General features: G+C 73.1%; 11 protein-coding genes and 1 tRNA gene. 8 read left to right on the top strand and 4 right to left on the bottom strand.

The genetic code is table 11. From position 1 onward, the window contains the following. Positions 1-108: 108 nt before the first annotated feature. Positions 109-181, bottom strand: a tRNA-Arg gene (locus tag FGF04_RS26345). A gap of 312 nt (positions 182-493) precedes the next feature. On the opposite strand from FGF04_RS26345, the gene FGF04_RS26340 reads away from it, so the two are divergent. The 4 genes from FGF04_RS26340 (at position 494) to FGF04_RS26325 (ending at position 6,512) form a co-directional block, all read left to right on the top strand. Further along, positions 494-2,101, top strand: a complete 1,608-nt coding sequence (locus tag FGF04_RS26340; protein ID WP_149513707.1) for a dynamin family protein — start codon at positions 494-496, stop codon at positions 2,099-2,101. A 428-nt stretch (positions 2,102-2,529) separates the two neighbouring features. Beyond that, complete coding sequence (locus FGF04_RS26335) at positions 2,530-4,152, top strand: YfjP family GTPase (protein ID WP_149513872.1); 1,623 nt, start codon at positions 2,530-2,532, stop codon at positions 4,150-4,152. Positions 4,153-4,270: 118 nt separating this feature from the next. Continuing rightward, positions 4,271-4,828: a single-stranded DNA-binding protein gene (locus FGF04_RS26330; protein WP_149513706.1), complete on the top strand. Its 558-nt coding sequence runs from the start codon at positions 4,271-4,273 to the stop codon at positions 4,826-4,828. A gap of 268 nt (positions 4,829-5,096) precedes the next feature. Then, complete coding sequence (locus tag FGF04_RS26325) at positions 5,097-6,512, top strand: TQXA domain-containing protein (RefSeq protein WP_235882496.1); 1,416 nt, start codon at positions 5,097-5,099, stop codon at positions 6,510-6,512. 49 nt (positions 6,513-6,561) lie between these two features. Here FGF04_RS26325 and FGF04_RS26320 read toward each other — a convergent pair whose 3' ends face one another. Continuing rightward, entirely contained in the window at positions 6,562-7,011 is a 450-nt protein-coding gene (locus FGF04_RS26320; RefSeq protein WP_149513705.1) for a VOC family protein, read from the bottom strand. 365 nt (positions 7,012-7,376) lie between these two features. On the opposite strand from FGF04_RS26320, the gene ettA reads away from it, so the two are divergent. From ettA to FGF04_RS26305, 3 genes are read left to right on the top strand one after another with little or no spacing between them, the layout of a single operon-like run. Continuing rightward, the gene (gene ettA / locus FGF04_RS26315) at positions 7,377-9,041 is read left to right on the top strand and encodes an energy-dependent translational throttle protein EttA (RefSeq protein WP_149513704.1); all 1,665 of its coding nucleotides are present in this window, start codon (positions 7,377-7,379) and stop codon (positions 9,039-9,041) included. Between the two features lie 6 nt (positions 9,042-9,047). Continuing rightward, the gene (locus FGF04_RS26310; protein WP_149513703.1) at positions 9,048-9,467 is read left to right on the top strand and encodes an acyl-CoA thioesterase; all 420 of its coding nucleotides are present in this window, start codon (positions 9,048-9,050) and stop codon (positions 9,465-9,467) included. Beyond that, on the top strand, positions 9,464-10,168 hold the full coding sequence (locus FGF04_RS26305) for a hypothetical protein (RefSeq protein ID WP_149513702.1): 705 nt from the start codon (positions 9,464-9,466) through the stop codon (positions 10,166-10,168). Before FGF04_RS26310 ends, FGF04_RS26305 begins: the two co-directional genes overlap by 4 nt. Before the next feature lie 83 nt (positions 10,169-10,251). Here FGF04_RS26305 and FGF04_RS26300 read toward each other — a convergent pair whose 3' ends face one another. Next, positions 10,252-10,665, bottom strand: a complete 414-nt coding sequence (locus FGF04_RS26300) for a globin (RefSeq protein WP_149513701.1) — start codon at positions 10,663-10,665, stop codon at positions 10,252-10,254. 124 nt (positions 10,666-10,789) lie between these two features. Here FGF04_RS26300 and FGF04_RS26295 point away from each other — a divergent pair, with 124 nt between their 5' ends. Further along, positions 10,790-11,785 (top strand): methyltransferase domain-containing protein, encoded by a 996-nt coding sequence (locus tag FGF04_RS26295; RefSeq protein ID WP_149513700.1) that lies wholly within the window; start codon positions 10,790-10,792, stop codon positions 11,783-11,785. Between the two features lie 59 nt (positions 11,786-11,844). On the opposite strand, the gene FGF04_RS26290 is transcribed toward FGF04_RS26295, so the two are convergent. Further along, positions 11,845-13,148: FHA domain-containing protein (locus FGF04_RS26290; RefSeq protein ID WP_149513870.1), on the bottom strand; the 1,304-nt coding region annotated here is incomplete at its 5' end.

The raw sequence follows: 13,148 nt of genomic DNA, 5'->3' as shown, positions 1-13,148 counted from the left end.
GTTCATGACGAACAGGCTAGTGGGGCGGGTGGGCACGGGCGCTGCTGCCGGTGCGCGGATGCGCGGAGGGCAGCGGAAGACCCTCCCGGCGCACGGGCGGGGAGTGAGCGCCCCCGGCAGGACTCGAACCTGCGGCCAAGCGCTTAGAAGGCGCCTGCTCTATCCACTGAGCTACGGGGGCCGGGTGTGGTGGCCTGATACTGCTGGTGCCCGGGTACGGGCGGGGCTGTGACCTTGCCGGGGACAAGGATAGAGCTCCTGGGTCCCTGCGCTTCGCGCTTCACCTCCGTGGCTCGATGTGGAGGTTCGGTGAAGCGGTCCTGATAATCGCAGGCAGGTACGAATCGTGCATCGCTTTTGGCGCCTCACGCCCCGGGTGTTGTGCACTCGTTATGCCTGCGCCCCGGTCGTCCCTTAGGCCCCGTGTGTCCGATCGGCGCGCAGGCGTGCCCAAATGCTTTAGAAACCCTGCAAAATTGGGCATTCTTCACATGTGGTGACCTTGGACGTACGGCCCCAGCTGCTCGACGCACTCTCCGCCCTGCGCGACCGTGTCGCCGCCGCACGCTTCCCGCTGCCCCTGACGGGGGCTCCACGCGCGCGTGCCAACCGCGACGAACTGCTCGCGCAACTCGACGACTATCTCGTGCCCCGGCTGAGAGAGCCCGAAGCACCCCTGCTCGCCGTGATCGGAGGATCGACCGGGGCGGGCAAGTCGACGCTGGTCAACTCCCTTGTGGGGCGGCGGGTCAGCGAGGCCGGGGTGCTCCGGCCCACGACGCGCACCCCGGTGCTCGTCTGCCACCCGGAGGACCATCACTGGTTCAGCGGGATGCGCGTGCTGCCCGACCTCACGCGCGTGTGGATGCCCCGCCAGGACGCCGACGACGACCCCCTCCTGCCGGACGAGGACGACACCCGCGTCCTGCGCATCGAGACCGCCGACACCCTCCCGCGCGGGCTCGCCCTCCTGGACGCCCCCGACATCGACTCCCTGGTGGCCCGCAACCGGGCGCTCGCCGCCGAACTCATGTGCGCGGCGGACATCTGGGTGATGGTCACCACGGCGGCACGGTACGCCGACGCGGTGCCGTGGCACCTGCTGCGTACCGCCAAGGAGCAGGACGCCACCCTCGTCACCGTGCTCGACCGGGTGCCCCACCAGGTGGTGTCCGAGGTCTCACGGCAGTTCGGGGCGCTCCTGGCCAAGGCGGGGCTCGGCGGCGTGCCCCGCTTCACGGTGCCCGAACTGCCCGAGTCCGCCTGGGGCGGGGGACTGCTCCCGGCCACCGCCGTGGCGCCGCTGCGCACCTGGCTCGCCCAGCAGGCGCAGGACCCGGCCGCCCGGCACCGGACGATGGCGCGCACGGCGTACGGGGCGCTCGACTCGCTGAAGTCGCGGATGCCCGAGCTCGCGGGCGCCGCGGCGGCCCAGTACGCGGCCGCGCTGCGGCTCACGGCGGCCGTCGAGGGGGCGTACGACAGCGAGTACACGCGTCTGCGGGGCCGGCTGCAGGCCGGGGCCGTCCTCGCCGGGGGCGCGCTCAAGCGGTGGCGCAGCTACCCGCTGGACTGCAGCGCCGGTGAACTGCTCGACGCGCTGGTCGAGAGCCTGGCCGCGCTCCTGCTGTGCGCCGTCACCGCGGCGGACGAGCGCATCGACGAGACGTGGCGGCGCGAACCCGCCGCGGGCGTGCCGGGGCTGACGGACCGCGATCCGGCGCTGGAGAGCGCCGAGCACCGCATCGGGATGGCGGTACGCCGCTGGCGCCGGGTCCTGGAGGAGTATGCGGAGGACGAAGTCCGTGCCCTGGAGAAGAGTGTTGCGCCGGACCCCGAGGCGGTCGCCGCGCTGGTCGCCACCGCGCTGCTGGGCGGCCGCCGGGCGCGGTCCGCGGGGGAGGGACTCGCCGAGCGGATCGGCGCGCACGGGGCGCTGCGGCTGCGGGACAAGGGCGGCCGGCTGCTCACCGACTACATCGACAAGGCGCTGGACGGCGAGCGGGAGCGGCGGCTCGCCCCGCTCGACGCCCTCGACGTCCATCCGGAACCGCAGGCGGAGCTCATCGCCGCGCTGTCCGTACTGCAGAAGGAGAGGTGACCGCGGTGACCGCCGTCACGGACCACACGGACCACGCCGACCGGCCGGGGGACGACGAGGGGCGCCCGGGCGGGCGGCGTGGTCCGTGTGGTCGCGTCACGGAGCGCGGGAACGCCCTCGCGTCGGCGGTGCTGATGAGGCAACCGCCCGGGACGGAACCGCCGGGGACGGGGACGGGGACGATCCGGCGGTGGCGTGGGACGACGGGCTGATCGCGCGACGCGTGTCCGTCACGGACGAGGGGCAGCCGGCGTCACGGAGCGCGGGAACGCCCTCGCGTCGGCGGTGCTGATGAGGCAACCGCCCGGGACGGAACCGCCGGGGACGGGGACGGGGACGATCCGGCGGGGGCGTGGGACGACGGGCTGATCGCGCGACGCGTGTCCGTCACGGACGAGGGGCAGCCGAAGCCCGTACAGGAGACCGTCATGGAGAAGAGGGCGCCGGTCGCGGCCCCCCTCGCGTACGACGGACCGCTGCGGTCCCGCCTGGACGCCCTGCGCGAACTGGTGGGCCTGTCCCGGACGCGGCTCGACGGCCGCACCCTGGCCGAGGCCGGGCGGGTCCTGGACGAGGCCGCGGCCCGGCGCAGGCTCTCGGGGCAGCACACCGTCGTCGCCATCGCGGGCGCCACCGGCAGCGGCAAGTCGCAGCTCTTCAACGCGCTGGCCGGGGTGCCCATCTCGGAGACCGGGGTGCGCCGGCCGACCACCGCTGCCCCCATCGCGTGCAGCTGGAGCGACGGCGCGGCGGGCCTCATCGACCGGCTCGGCATCCCCGGACGGCTGCGCCGCAGGCCGCTGCAGAGCGCCGAGGACGAGGCCCAGCTGCGCGGCCTCGTGCTGGTGGACCTGCCCGACCACGACTCGGCGGCCGTCCAGCACCGGGAGCACGTGGACCGCATCCTGGCCCTCGTGGACGCGGTCATCTGGGTCGTCGACCCGGAGAAGTACGCCGACGCGGTGCTCCACGAGCGCTACCTGCGGCCCATGGCGGGGCACGCGGAAGTCACCTTCGTGGTCCTCAACCAGGTGGACCGGCTGCCCGGGGAGGCCGCCGACCAGGTGCTCGACGACCTGCGGCGGCTGCTCGACGAGGACGGGATCGCGCTCGGCGAGTACGGCGAGCCGGGCGCGACCGTCATGTCCCTGTCCGCGCTGACCGGCGAGGGCATCGGCGAACTGCGGGAGGTGCTCGGTCACTTCGTGGCGGAGCGCGGCGCCGCGGCCCGCCGGATCTCCGCCGACGTGCACGCGACCGCGGTGCGCCTGTACCCCGTGTACGCCAACCGGCGGCAGGCCGGGCTGACCGAGGAGGCGCGCGAGGAGTTCGCGGACCGGCTCGCCGACGCGGTCGGGGCCACGGCGGCGGGCGAGGCGGCCGAGCGCGCCTGGCGCCGCAACGCCAACCGCGCGTGCGGCACGCCCTGGCTGCGGCTGTGGCGCTGGTACCAGGACCGGCGCGAGCCCCCGACCGGACGTCTGTCCGTACGGACCTGGACGGACGAGGAGGTCACCGCGCGCCAGCGCGTCGAGCAGGCGGTGCGCACGGTGGCCGAGCAGGCGTCCGGCGGGCTGCCCGCCCCCTGGGCGCAGGCGGTGCGCGAGGCAGCCGTACGGGGCTCGCAGGGGCTGTGCGAGGCGCTGGACGAGCTGGCGGTACGGGCCGGGGCCCCGGTGGGCCGCCCGCCGCGGCCCGGCTGGTGGCCGGCGGCCGTGCTCGCGCAGGCGTCCATGACGATCCTTCAGGTGGTCGGCGGGCTGTGGCTGCTGGGGCAGGTCGTCGGCGTGATGTCGCCGAACCTCGGGGTGCCCGTGCTGCTGATGGTCATCGGCATCGTGGGCGGCCCGGGTGTCGACTGGGCCTGCAGGCTGGCGGCGAGCGGGCCGGCGCGGCGGTACGGGGCCGACGCGGAACGGCGGCTGCGGGAGGCGGCGGCGGGCTGCGGCCGGGCCCGGGTGCTCGATCCGGTGGCGTCGGAGCTGCTGCGGTACCGGGAGGTGCGGGGGCAGTTCCTGCGGGTGACGGGGATCGAGGTGCCGGCGGGGTGAGGGAGTTTTCCACAATTGGGGGGTGGCCCACAGGGCCCAGCGGGTTCGCGCCGGTGGAGGCAGTCTGAGGACGCGGCGATCACGAGGTGGTCGCCACGACCGAGGGAGGGTTCCGGCGATGAACGAGACGACGGTGTGCGTGGTGGGGAACGTGGCTACGCGGCCCGTGTTCCGGGAGACGGCGGCGGGCGCGTCGGCGCGGTTCCGGCTGGCGGTCACGCAGCGGTACTGGGACCGGGAGAAGAGCGCCTGGCGGGACGGGCACACCAACTTCTTCACGGTGTGGGCCAACCGGACGCTGGCGACGAACGTGCAGGCGTCGGTGTCGGTGGGCGAACCGCTGGTGGTGCGCGGCAGGCTGAAGATCCGCTCGGAGCAGCGCGACGGGCAGTCGTGGGCGGGCGCGGACATCGAGGCGTCGGCGATCGGGCACGATCTGGCGCGCGGGACGGCGGCGTTCCGCAGGGCGCTCAGGAGCGAGCAGACGCCGGACCGGATGGCGGACCAGGACTCCGGGCAGGGGGCGGCCCGCCAGGGACCCGGTCCTGTCTCCGGTCACGCCGCCGGTCATGCCTCCGGGCTCTCGCCGGACCCGGCGGCGAGGCCGGAACCCGACTGGGAGACGGGGCCGGTGGAAGGGCCGGGGGAACGACGCGAACCGGTCCTGGCGAGCTGACGGCAGGAGTCGGCGGTTCCGCACTTCGGCCGCGATGCGGCTTATCGGTGGCTATATGCCGAACGGTCCCGGTGGATTTATCGATAATCCCGACTCGTAACCGGCCTTGGCGATAACGATTCCGATTCGGATCACTCATCGGATGAGATGACCGGGGAGGGAGGTGTGCCCCGTCCTTAGGATGCCGGGCATAGCTCTAGGGGCTGCCGACTCCGCTGGTGGGACCGTAACCCCCCAGGTCAACGGGTCCTGCTCGAAGGGGAAATCTGTGCTTTCTTCGTTCTCCGCGCCGTTCGTGCACGGGCGAGGTGCCGCTGCCGCCCGCCTGGCCGCGGTGGCGCTCGTGTCCGGGTTCGTCGCCGTGAGCGGTGCGACCACCGCCGGTGCGGCCGTCGCGGACGAGCTCCCCCTGAGCCAGGGCGGCGCGACCGCGACCATAGGCGGGCTGAAGACGTCGGGCGCCGCCGTCATCCACGAGGACGGCGGCGACAAGCAGGTCTCCGCGGGGCTGTTCGAGATGTCCGTCGACAACGGCGGCACCCTGCAGACCTACTGCGTCGACATCTACAGCCCGACGCAGAAGGACGCCAAGTACCAGGAGACCCCCTGGAGCGGCACGTCGCTGAACGGCAACCCCGACGCGGGCCGCATCCGCTGGATCCTCCAGAACTCCTACCCGCAGGTCAACGACCTCGCGGCGCTGGCCGAGAAGGCGGGCGCGGGCGACCTCACCGAGCAGGACGCGGCGGCCGGTACGCAGGTGGCGATCTGGCGGTACTCGGACGGCGCCGACGTGGACGCCGTGGACCCGCAGGCGGAGAAGCTCGCCGACTATCTGGAGCGCAGCGCGCGCGACCTCGCGGAGCCCGAGGCGTCCCTGCGGCTGGACCCGCCCGCGGTCTCCGGCCGCCCCGGTGAACCGCTCGGCCCGGTCACCGTGCACACCGACGCGCGCGCCGTGACGGTGACGCCGCCCGCCGACGCCGCGAGCGGGGTGCGCGTCGTCGACCGCGACGGCAAGGAGATCACGTCCGCGGCCGACGGTGCCGAGCTGTACTTCGACGTCCCCGAGGACACCGCGGACGGCTCGGCCGCGCTGACGGTGCAGGCCTCCACCACGGTGCCGGTCGGGCGGGCCTTCGCCTCGGAGACCAGGAGCCAGACCCAGATCCTGGCCGGCTCCAGCGAGTCGACGGTCTCTGCGGCGGCGACGGCGAACTGGGCCGGCGCCGGGGCGATACCCGCGCTGTCGGCCGAGAAGAACTGCGCGGAGGGTGGCCTGGACGTCACCGCGGTGAACGAGGGCGACGAGCCGTTCACCTACGAGCTGCTGGGCACCGAGCACACGGTCGGGGCGGGCGAGTCGCAGACCGTGACGGTCCCGCTGCAGGAGGACCGGTCGTACGACTTCACGGTCTCGGGCCCGGGCGGGTACGAGAAGCGGTTCCAGGGGGTGCTGGACTGCCGCACGCAGAGCGACGAGGGGGCGGGGGAGACGGTCCAGACCCTGAACGAGCCCAGCCCCGCCACGGTGGGCGGCACCACGGCCACGACGGCCGACCTCGCCGAGACCGGCGCGTCGAGCGCCACACCGGTGATAGCCGGGGTGGCGATCGGCCTGGTGGTGATCGGGGGCGCGGCGGTGCTGTTCGTCCGCAAGAAGAACACGACGCCCCAGGACTGAGGGCGAGCCACGCAGCCGCGGAGCTATGGGGCCGTGGGCCCGCCCGGGGTCACGCTTCCCCGTGCAGCTGCTCGGCCAGCCCGACGATGATGCCCTCCGGGCCGCGGAGGTAGCAGAGCAGGTAGCTGTCCTCGAACCGGGCGATCTCGCCGACGAGTTCGCCGCCGTGGGAGCGCAGGCGGGCCACGGTGTCCTCGATGTCGTCGACGGCGAACATGACGCGGTGCGTGCCCACGATGTTGTGCGGCCGGTCGCGCGGCCCGTCGGTGATCGCCGCGGGGTTGCGGTACTTCGCCAGCTCCAGCCGGCTGCGACCGTCCGGGGTCCGGACCATCGCGATCTCGCAGTGGACGCCGTCGAGCCCGGTGCACCGGTCCGCGAAAAGCCCCTGGACCTCCCCGCGGCCCTCCAGCTCCAGACCGAGTTCCAGGAAGAACGCGACGGCGGCGTCCATGTCCTCGACGACGATGCCCACGTTGTCCATCCGCTGAACACCCATGCTGATCTCTCCTTCTCCCTCACACGGCCGCCGGCGGCCACCGACACCCCGGGGACGAAACAGCCGACACGATCTCGACACCCACGGCCCACGGAACCCTGAAAAACCTCGAAGAACCCGGATGGTGCCCCATGAACGGCCGCCGCGGATCACAGAGGACTCGCGTAGCCGGGCTGTCTCTGGGGCGCGCGAGGGTGCTCAGGGGTGATCGATGGTGACCGGGGGTGACGGGGCAGGTGTGGGTGCTCGCGGTGAAATGCCAGGTCAGGTGGTCTCCGGTGAACGCGTTTCCCCCTAGGGGTGGCGGTGCGGCAAGATGGGGTGTATCTGCTCACTGCCGATTTCAAGCGTCCGGACGGTTTCTCTTGGCTGAGTTCATTTACACCATGCGCAAGACGCGCAAAGCGCACGGCGACAAGGTGATTCTTGATGATGTCACCCTGAACTTCCTGCCGGGGGCGAAGATCGGCGTCGTCGGACCGAACGGTGCCGGCAAGTCGACCGTACTCAAGATCATGGCGGGCCTTGAGCAGCCGTCCAACGGTGACGCCTTCCTGTCGCCCGGCTACAGCGTCGGCATCCTCATGCAGGAGCCGCAGCTCGACGAGACCAAGACGGTGCTGGAGAACGTCCAGGACGGCGCCGCCGAGCTCATGGGCAAGCTCAGCCGTTTCAACGAGGTCGCCGAGCTGATGGCGACCGACTACTCGGACGCGCTCATGGAGGAGATGGGCAAGCTCCAGGACGACCTGGACCACTCCAACGCCTGGGACCTCGACGCGCAGCTGGAGCAGGCCATGGACGCGCTGGGCTGCCCGCCCGGCGACTGGCCCGTCGTCAACCTCTCCGGTGGTGAGAAGCGCCGCGTCGCGCTCTGCAAGCTCCTCATCGAGGCGCCCGACCTGCTGCTCCTCGACGAGCCCACCAACCACCTGGACGCCGAGTCGGTGAACTGGCTGGAGCAGCACCTGTCGAAGTACGCGGGCGCCGTCGTCGCCGTCACGCACGACCGGTACTTCCTGAACAACGTCGCCGAGTGGATCCTCGAACTCGACCGCGGCCGTGCCCTGCCCTACGAGGGCAACTACTCCACGTACCTCGACAAGAAGGCCGCGCGCCTCAAGGTCGAGGGGCGCAAGGACGAGAAGCGCGCCAAGCGGCTCAAGGAAGAGCTGGAATGGGTCCGGTCCAACGCCAAGGGCCGGCAGACCAAGTCCAAGGCCCGTCTCGCCCGTTACGAGGAGATGGCGGCCGAGGCCGACAAGATGCGGAAGCTGGACTTCGAGGAGATCCAGATCCCGCCGGGCCCGCGGCTCGGTTCCATCGTCGTCGAGGTCCAGAACCTGTCCAAGGCCTTCGGCGACAAGGTCCTGATCGACGACCTGAGCTTCACGCTGCCGCGTAACGGAATCGTCGGGGTCATCGGTCCCAACGGCGCCGGCAAGACCACGCTGTTCAAGATGATCCAGGGTCTGGAGACCCCGGACTCCGGCGCCATCAAGGTCGGCGACACCGTCAAGATCAGCTACGTCGACCAGAGCCGCGCCAACATCGACCCCAAGAAGACGTTGTGGGCCGTCGTCTCCGACGAGCTCGACTACATCAACGTCGGCCAGGTCGAGATGCCGTCGCGGGCGTACGTCTCCGCGTTCGGCTTCAAGGGCCCCGACCAGCAGAAGCCGGCCGGTATCCTCTCCGGTGGTGAGCGCAACCGCCTGAACCTGGCGCTGACCCTCAAGGAGGGCGGCAACCTGCTGCTCCTCGACGAGCCCACCAACGACCTCGACGTGGAGACCCTGTCGTCGCTGGAGAACGCGCTGCTCGAGTTCCCCGGTGCGGCCGTGGTCATCTCCCACGACCGCTGGTTCCTGGACCGGGTCGCGACGCACATCCTCGCGTACGAGGGCGAGTCGAAGTGGTACTGGTTCGAGGGCAACTTCGAGTCGTACGAGAAGAACAAGGTCGAGCGGCTCGGAGCGGACGCCGCGCGCCCGCACCGCGCCACCTACAAGAAGCTGACCCGGGGCTGATCTCTCTTGCGGCACATCTACCGCTGCCCGCTGCGCTGGGCGGACATGGACGCGTACGGCCACATCAACAACGTGGTCTTCCTCCGCTACCTGGAGGAGGCGCGCATCGACTTCCTGTTCCGCCCGGACAAGGATTTCCAGCAGGGGTCCGTGGTGGCACGCCATGAGATCGACTACAAGCAGCAGCTCGTCCACCGGCACACCCCGGTGGACATCGAGCTGTGGGTCACGCAGATCAGAGCGGCCTCGTTCACCATCTCCTACGAGGTCAAGGACCCGGACCAGGTGTACGTCCGGGCCCAGACGGTGATCGTGCCGTTCGACTTCGAGGCGCAGCGGCCGCGCCGTATCACCGCGGAGGAGCGCGAGTTCCTCCAGGAGTACGCGGACGACGGGGCCTCTTCCGCGGGGGCCGTCGCCGCATGACGGCCCTGCACCTCGCCGACGAGGGGGAGGCGGCGGACCTCGCCGCCTTCCTCGCCCGGCTGATCCACTACGACCGCGCGGCCGCGGTGCGGCTGCAGGCGACGGGCACGACGCTCGCGGTCTTCGGCCGGCCCCCGTCGTTCGAGGTGCTCGCGATCCGCACGGCACGGCTCGCCAAGCCGTACGAGGACGGTCTCGACCTCAGCCTCGACGTGACGGTCTCGGCCGGTGAGCTCCTGGAGTCCCTCGACGAGCCGGCGGCCACCGCGACCGTGCCCGCCGCCGTCACCGGACCGCCGTGGGCCGGCGTGCTGCCGCCCCGCGGGGGCTGGCGGCCCGAGCCGGGGCTGCCCGCGCTCGACGCGGTGCGCACGGCGGTGGCCGCCGTCGTCGCCGAGTTCCGCTCGCGCATGGACGAGCTGGCGCCCGAGGGACGTACGCGGGCCGCGCTCGACCGGATCGGGCGGGAGATCTGGTCCCGGCCGGTCGGGGACACCTCCCTGCCCGTCCGGGCCGCCCACGCAGCCCAGTCGCTGGGATTCCTGCGGCCCACGCGCGGCGCCGCGTCCGACGCGCCCGCACCCGACGGGCCCGCGCTGCGGCTGCTCTCCTCGGGCGCGTGGCTCAGGCTGCGGACGCCGTACGGGTCGGTCGCCGTGCGCCGGGCTGGTCTGGGCGCACTGGATGTCAGCGTGCGCTGAGCGGCGTCGGCGCGTGCGTTGAATGGCGGCGCGCACCGATGCCCGTGCTCACACGGGCGTCAGTGCTGCTCGCCGCGCCGCGTTCAGCCTTCGGTGTTCACCATCGAAGCCGCCGCGTACGTCAGGTAGTTCCAGAGGGTGTGCTCGTGCTCCTCCGAGAGGCCCAGCTCGTCGACGGCGACCCGCATGTGCTTCAGCCAGGCGTCGTGTGCGGCGCGGTCGACCGCGAAGGGGGCGTGGCGCATCCGCAGCCGGGGGTGGCCGCGGTTGTCGCTGTACGTGGTCGGGCCGCCCCAGTACTGGATCAGGAACAGCGTGAAGCGCTCCTCGGCCGGGCCCAGGTCCTCCTCGGGATACATGGGCCGCAGCAGCGGGTCCCCGGCGACACCCTCGTAGAACCGGTGCACCAGGCGCCGGAAGGTCTCCTCGCCGCCGACCTGCTCGTAGAAGGTCTGCTCCTGAAGCGTGCCGCGCCGTATCTCTTTCACACCGTCCATGGTCTCAGACGGACCGGCCGAGGACCGGAGGCTTAGGACCACCCGTCCGGGGTGCCCGTCCCGGCCGTCCGTCGTCCGCCGCCCGGCGCTCGCCTCCCGGGCCGTCCCGCAGCACAGTGGAGGCATGAGCGCGCGCGCCGTCGACCACGGGCCCGACGACCTCGCCGCCGCGGCGAGGTCGGCGCGGGCGGCGCTGGTGCGCGAGATCGACGCCGACGGCGCCTGGGCCGCCGACCCCGTCTGGCGGGAGGCCTTCGAGAGCGTCCCGCGCCACCTCTTCGTGCCGTACTACTACGTGGGCGTGGCGGGCGGCTACGAGCGCAGGTGGGGCGAGGACCCCCGGCCGCACCGGCGGGCGCAGTGGCTGCGCGGGGTCTACACGGACGCCCCGCTGGCCACCCGCGTGCGCGACGGCGAGCTGGTGTCGTCCAGCAGCCAGCCGTCCCTGATGGCGAGGATGCTGACCGCACTCGCGGTGCGGGACGGTGACGCGGTCCTGGAGATCGGCGCGGGCACCGGCTACAACGCGGCGCTGCTCTCGTACCGGCTGGGCGACGCGCTGGTCACCACGGTCGACCTGGAGCCGGAGATCACCGAGTCCGCCCGGCGGCACCTGGCCGCGGCCGGCTACCGACCGGCCGTCGTCACCGGGGACGGGGCGCGCGGCTGCCCGGAGCGCGCGCCCTTCGACCGGATCGTCGCCACCTGCACGCTCGGTTCGATCCCGCTCGCCTGGCTCGCACAGTGCCGGCCCGGCGCCCGGATCCTCGCGCCGTTCGCCACCGGCCTCATCGACCTGCGGGTACGGGACGCAGGGCACGCCGAGGGCCGCTTCCTGCACACCGCCGCCTACTTCGTGCCGCTGCGCGGCGGCCCGCGGTCCGGATCCGACGAGCCGGACGCGGTCCTGGCGGGCCTGCCGCGCCGGGCCAGGGGGAGCGAACTGTTCCGCTTCCTGCTGGCCCTGACGGCGGGCCGCCTCCCCGCGGACGAGGCGTTCGCGCTGTGGGAGCGCGAGGGCATGCCGCCGCGCGAGCGGTACGGGATCACGGTCGGCGACGGCCGCGCGTGGGCGTGGCTGGACGACCCCGCGGGGCCGTACGCCTGGCCGCTGCCGTAGTCGCAGCCGCCGCAGTGGTGACCGCCGGGGCCGGGTCGGCCCCGGCGGTGCGCCGGTGGCTATCCCCGCCGGATCGTGATCGTCGTCCAGGCGCCCACGTGCACCCGGTCGCCGTCCTGGAGGGGGACGGGGACGAACGGCTGGATGGGGTCCTCGGCGCCGTTCACCGTGGTGCCGTTGGTCGAGTTCTGGTCGACGACCGCCCAGCTGCCGTCCGGCTGCTGGACGAGGACCGCGTGCTGGTGCGAGACGCCCGGGTCCTCCGGCGGCACCGACAGGTCGATGTCGGGGGTGTCGCCCGTGGAGTGGCGGCGGCGGCCGATCGTGAGCTGGTTGCCGCTGAGCGGACGCTGCTGCTCCGGCGAGTACGCGGGCAGGTTCAGGCCCGCCGCCTCCGGCCCCGACCGCTGCATCATCGCCATGAAGTACTCACGGTCGGGCCCGATGGTGATGCTCCAGGTCAGCGGCTGCTGTTGCTGTTGCTGCTGGTAACCGGGGGGTGCCTGCGTCGAGCCGGGCTGCGGGTAGCCGTAGCCGCCGCCGGGACCGTTCGGGCCGCCGGGAGCGCCGGGCGACGGGGGTGAGATCACCCAGTCGTCCTCGCCGCCGCCGAAGGACGGGCCGCCCGGGGCCTGCGGGCGCCCGGTCTCCTGCGGATACCCGGGCGGGGCGGACGGCCCGGCCTGCTGGAAGCCCTGAGGGCCACCGGGTCCTCCGGGGCCACTGGGACCGTTCGGACCACCGGGGCCGTTCGGGCCACCGGGTCCGCCGCGGCCGCCGTATCCGCCCTGGTCGCCCTGGGTGCCGGGGCCGTTCGGGAAGCCGTATCCGCCCTGGCCGCCAGGAGCGCCACCGGGGCCGCCCGGGCCGCCCGGGCCACCGGGGCCGTTCGGGAAGCCGTACCCGCCCTGACCGCCGGGAGCGCCACCCGGACCGCCGGGACCTCCGGGGCCGCCGTATCCACCCTGACCACCCTGACCCGGTCCTCCCGGGCCACCGGGACCCGGGCCCCCGCGGCCCGGCTGCTGCGGTACCTGGCGTGACGGGTCACCGGGGAAGCCCGGCTCCTCGCCGTAGGGCGGGATCGGCTCGGCGGGCCGGTTCACCTGGGAGGGCCGCGAGCCCTGGTAGTCGAACCCGCCGTGGGTGGGACCCGGCTGCCCGGGCGGCGGCTGCTGGAAGCGGAGCGCCGGGTTCTGCCCACCGGGGCCGGGACCGGGACCGCCGGGACCCGGACCGCCCGGGCCGGGGCCCGAGGGACGCGGCGCGGCCGGCGTGTACGAGGTCGCGGTGTTCGTCAGGAAGTTCCACCGGCATTCCTCGCAGAACGGCGCCCCGCCCTCGCGCGGGGTGCGGCACTGCG

Origin of the sequence: Streptomyces apricus (assembly GCF_008369065.1) — a bacterium.
GTDB classification, from domain to species: Bacteria; Actinomycetota; Actinomycetes; order Streptomycetales; family Streptomycetaceae; genus Streptomyces; species Streptomyces apricus.
Note: the sequence above shows the minus strand (reverse complement) of the source record. Positions and strands in the feature narration are given on the sequence as shown.

What these genes read in the sequence shown, in the direction of transcription:
- FGF04_RS26295 (WP_149513700.1), top strand. Translation starts at nt 10,790, where the DNA reads ATGAGCGCGCGCGCCGTCGACCACGGGCCCGACGACCTCGCCGCCGCG.
- FGF04_RS26320 (WP_149513705.1), bottom strand. Translation starts at nt 7,011, where the DNA reads ATGGGTGTTCAGCGGATGGACAACGTGGGCATCGTCGTCGAGGACATG.
- FGF04_RS26305 (WP_149513702.1), top strand. Translation starts at nt 9,464, where the DNA reads ATGACGGCCCTGCACCTCGCCGACGAGGGGGAGGCGGCGGACCTCGCC.
- FGF04_RS26335 (WP_149513872.1), top strand. Translation starts at nt 2,530, where the DNA reads ATGGAGAAGAGGGCGCCGGTCGCGGCCCCCCTCGCGTACGACGGACCG.
- FGF04_RS26300 (WP_149513701.1), bottom strand. Translation starts at nt 10,665, where the DNA reads ATGGACGGTGTGAAAGAGATACGGCGCGGCACGCTTCAGGAGCAGACC.
- FGF04_RS26330 (WP_149513706.1), top strand. Translation starts at nt 4,271, where the DNA reads ATGAACGAGACGACGGTGTGCGTGGTGGGGAACGTGGCTACGCGGCCC.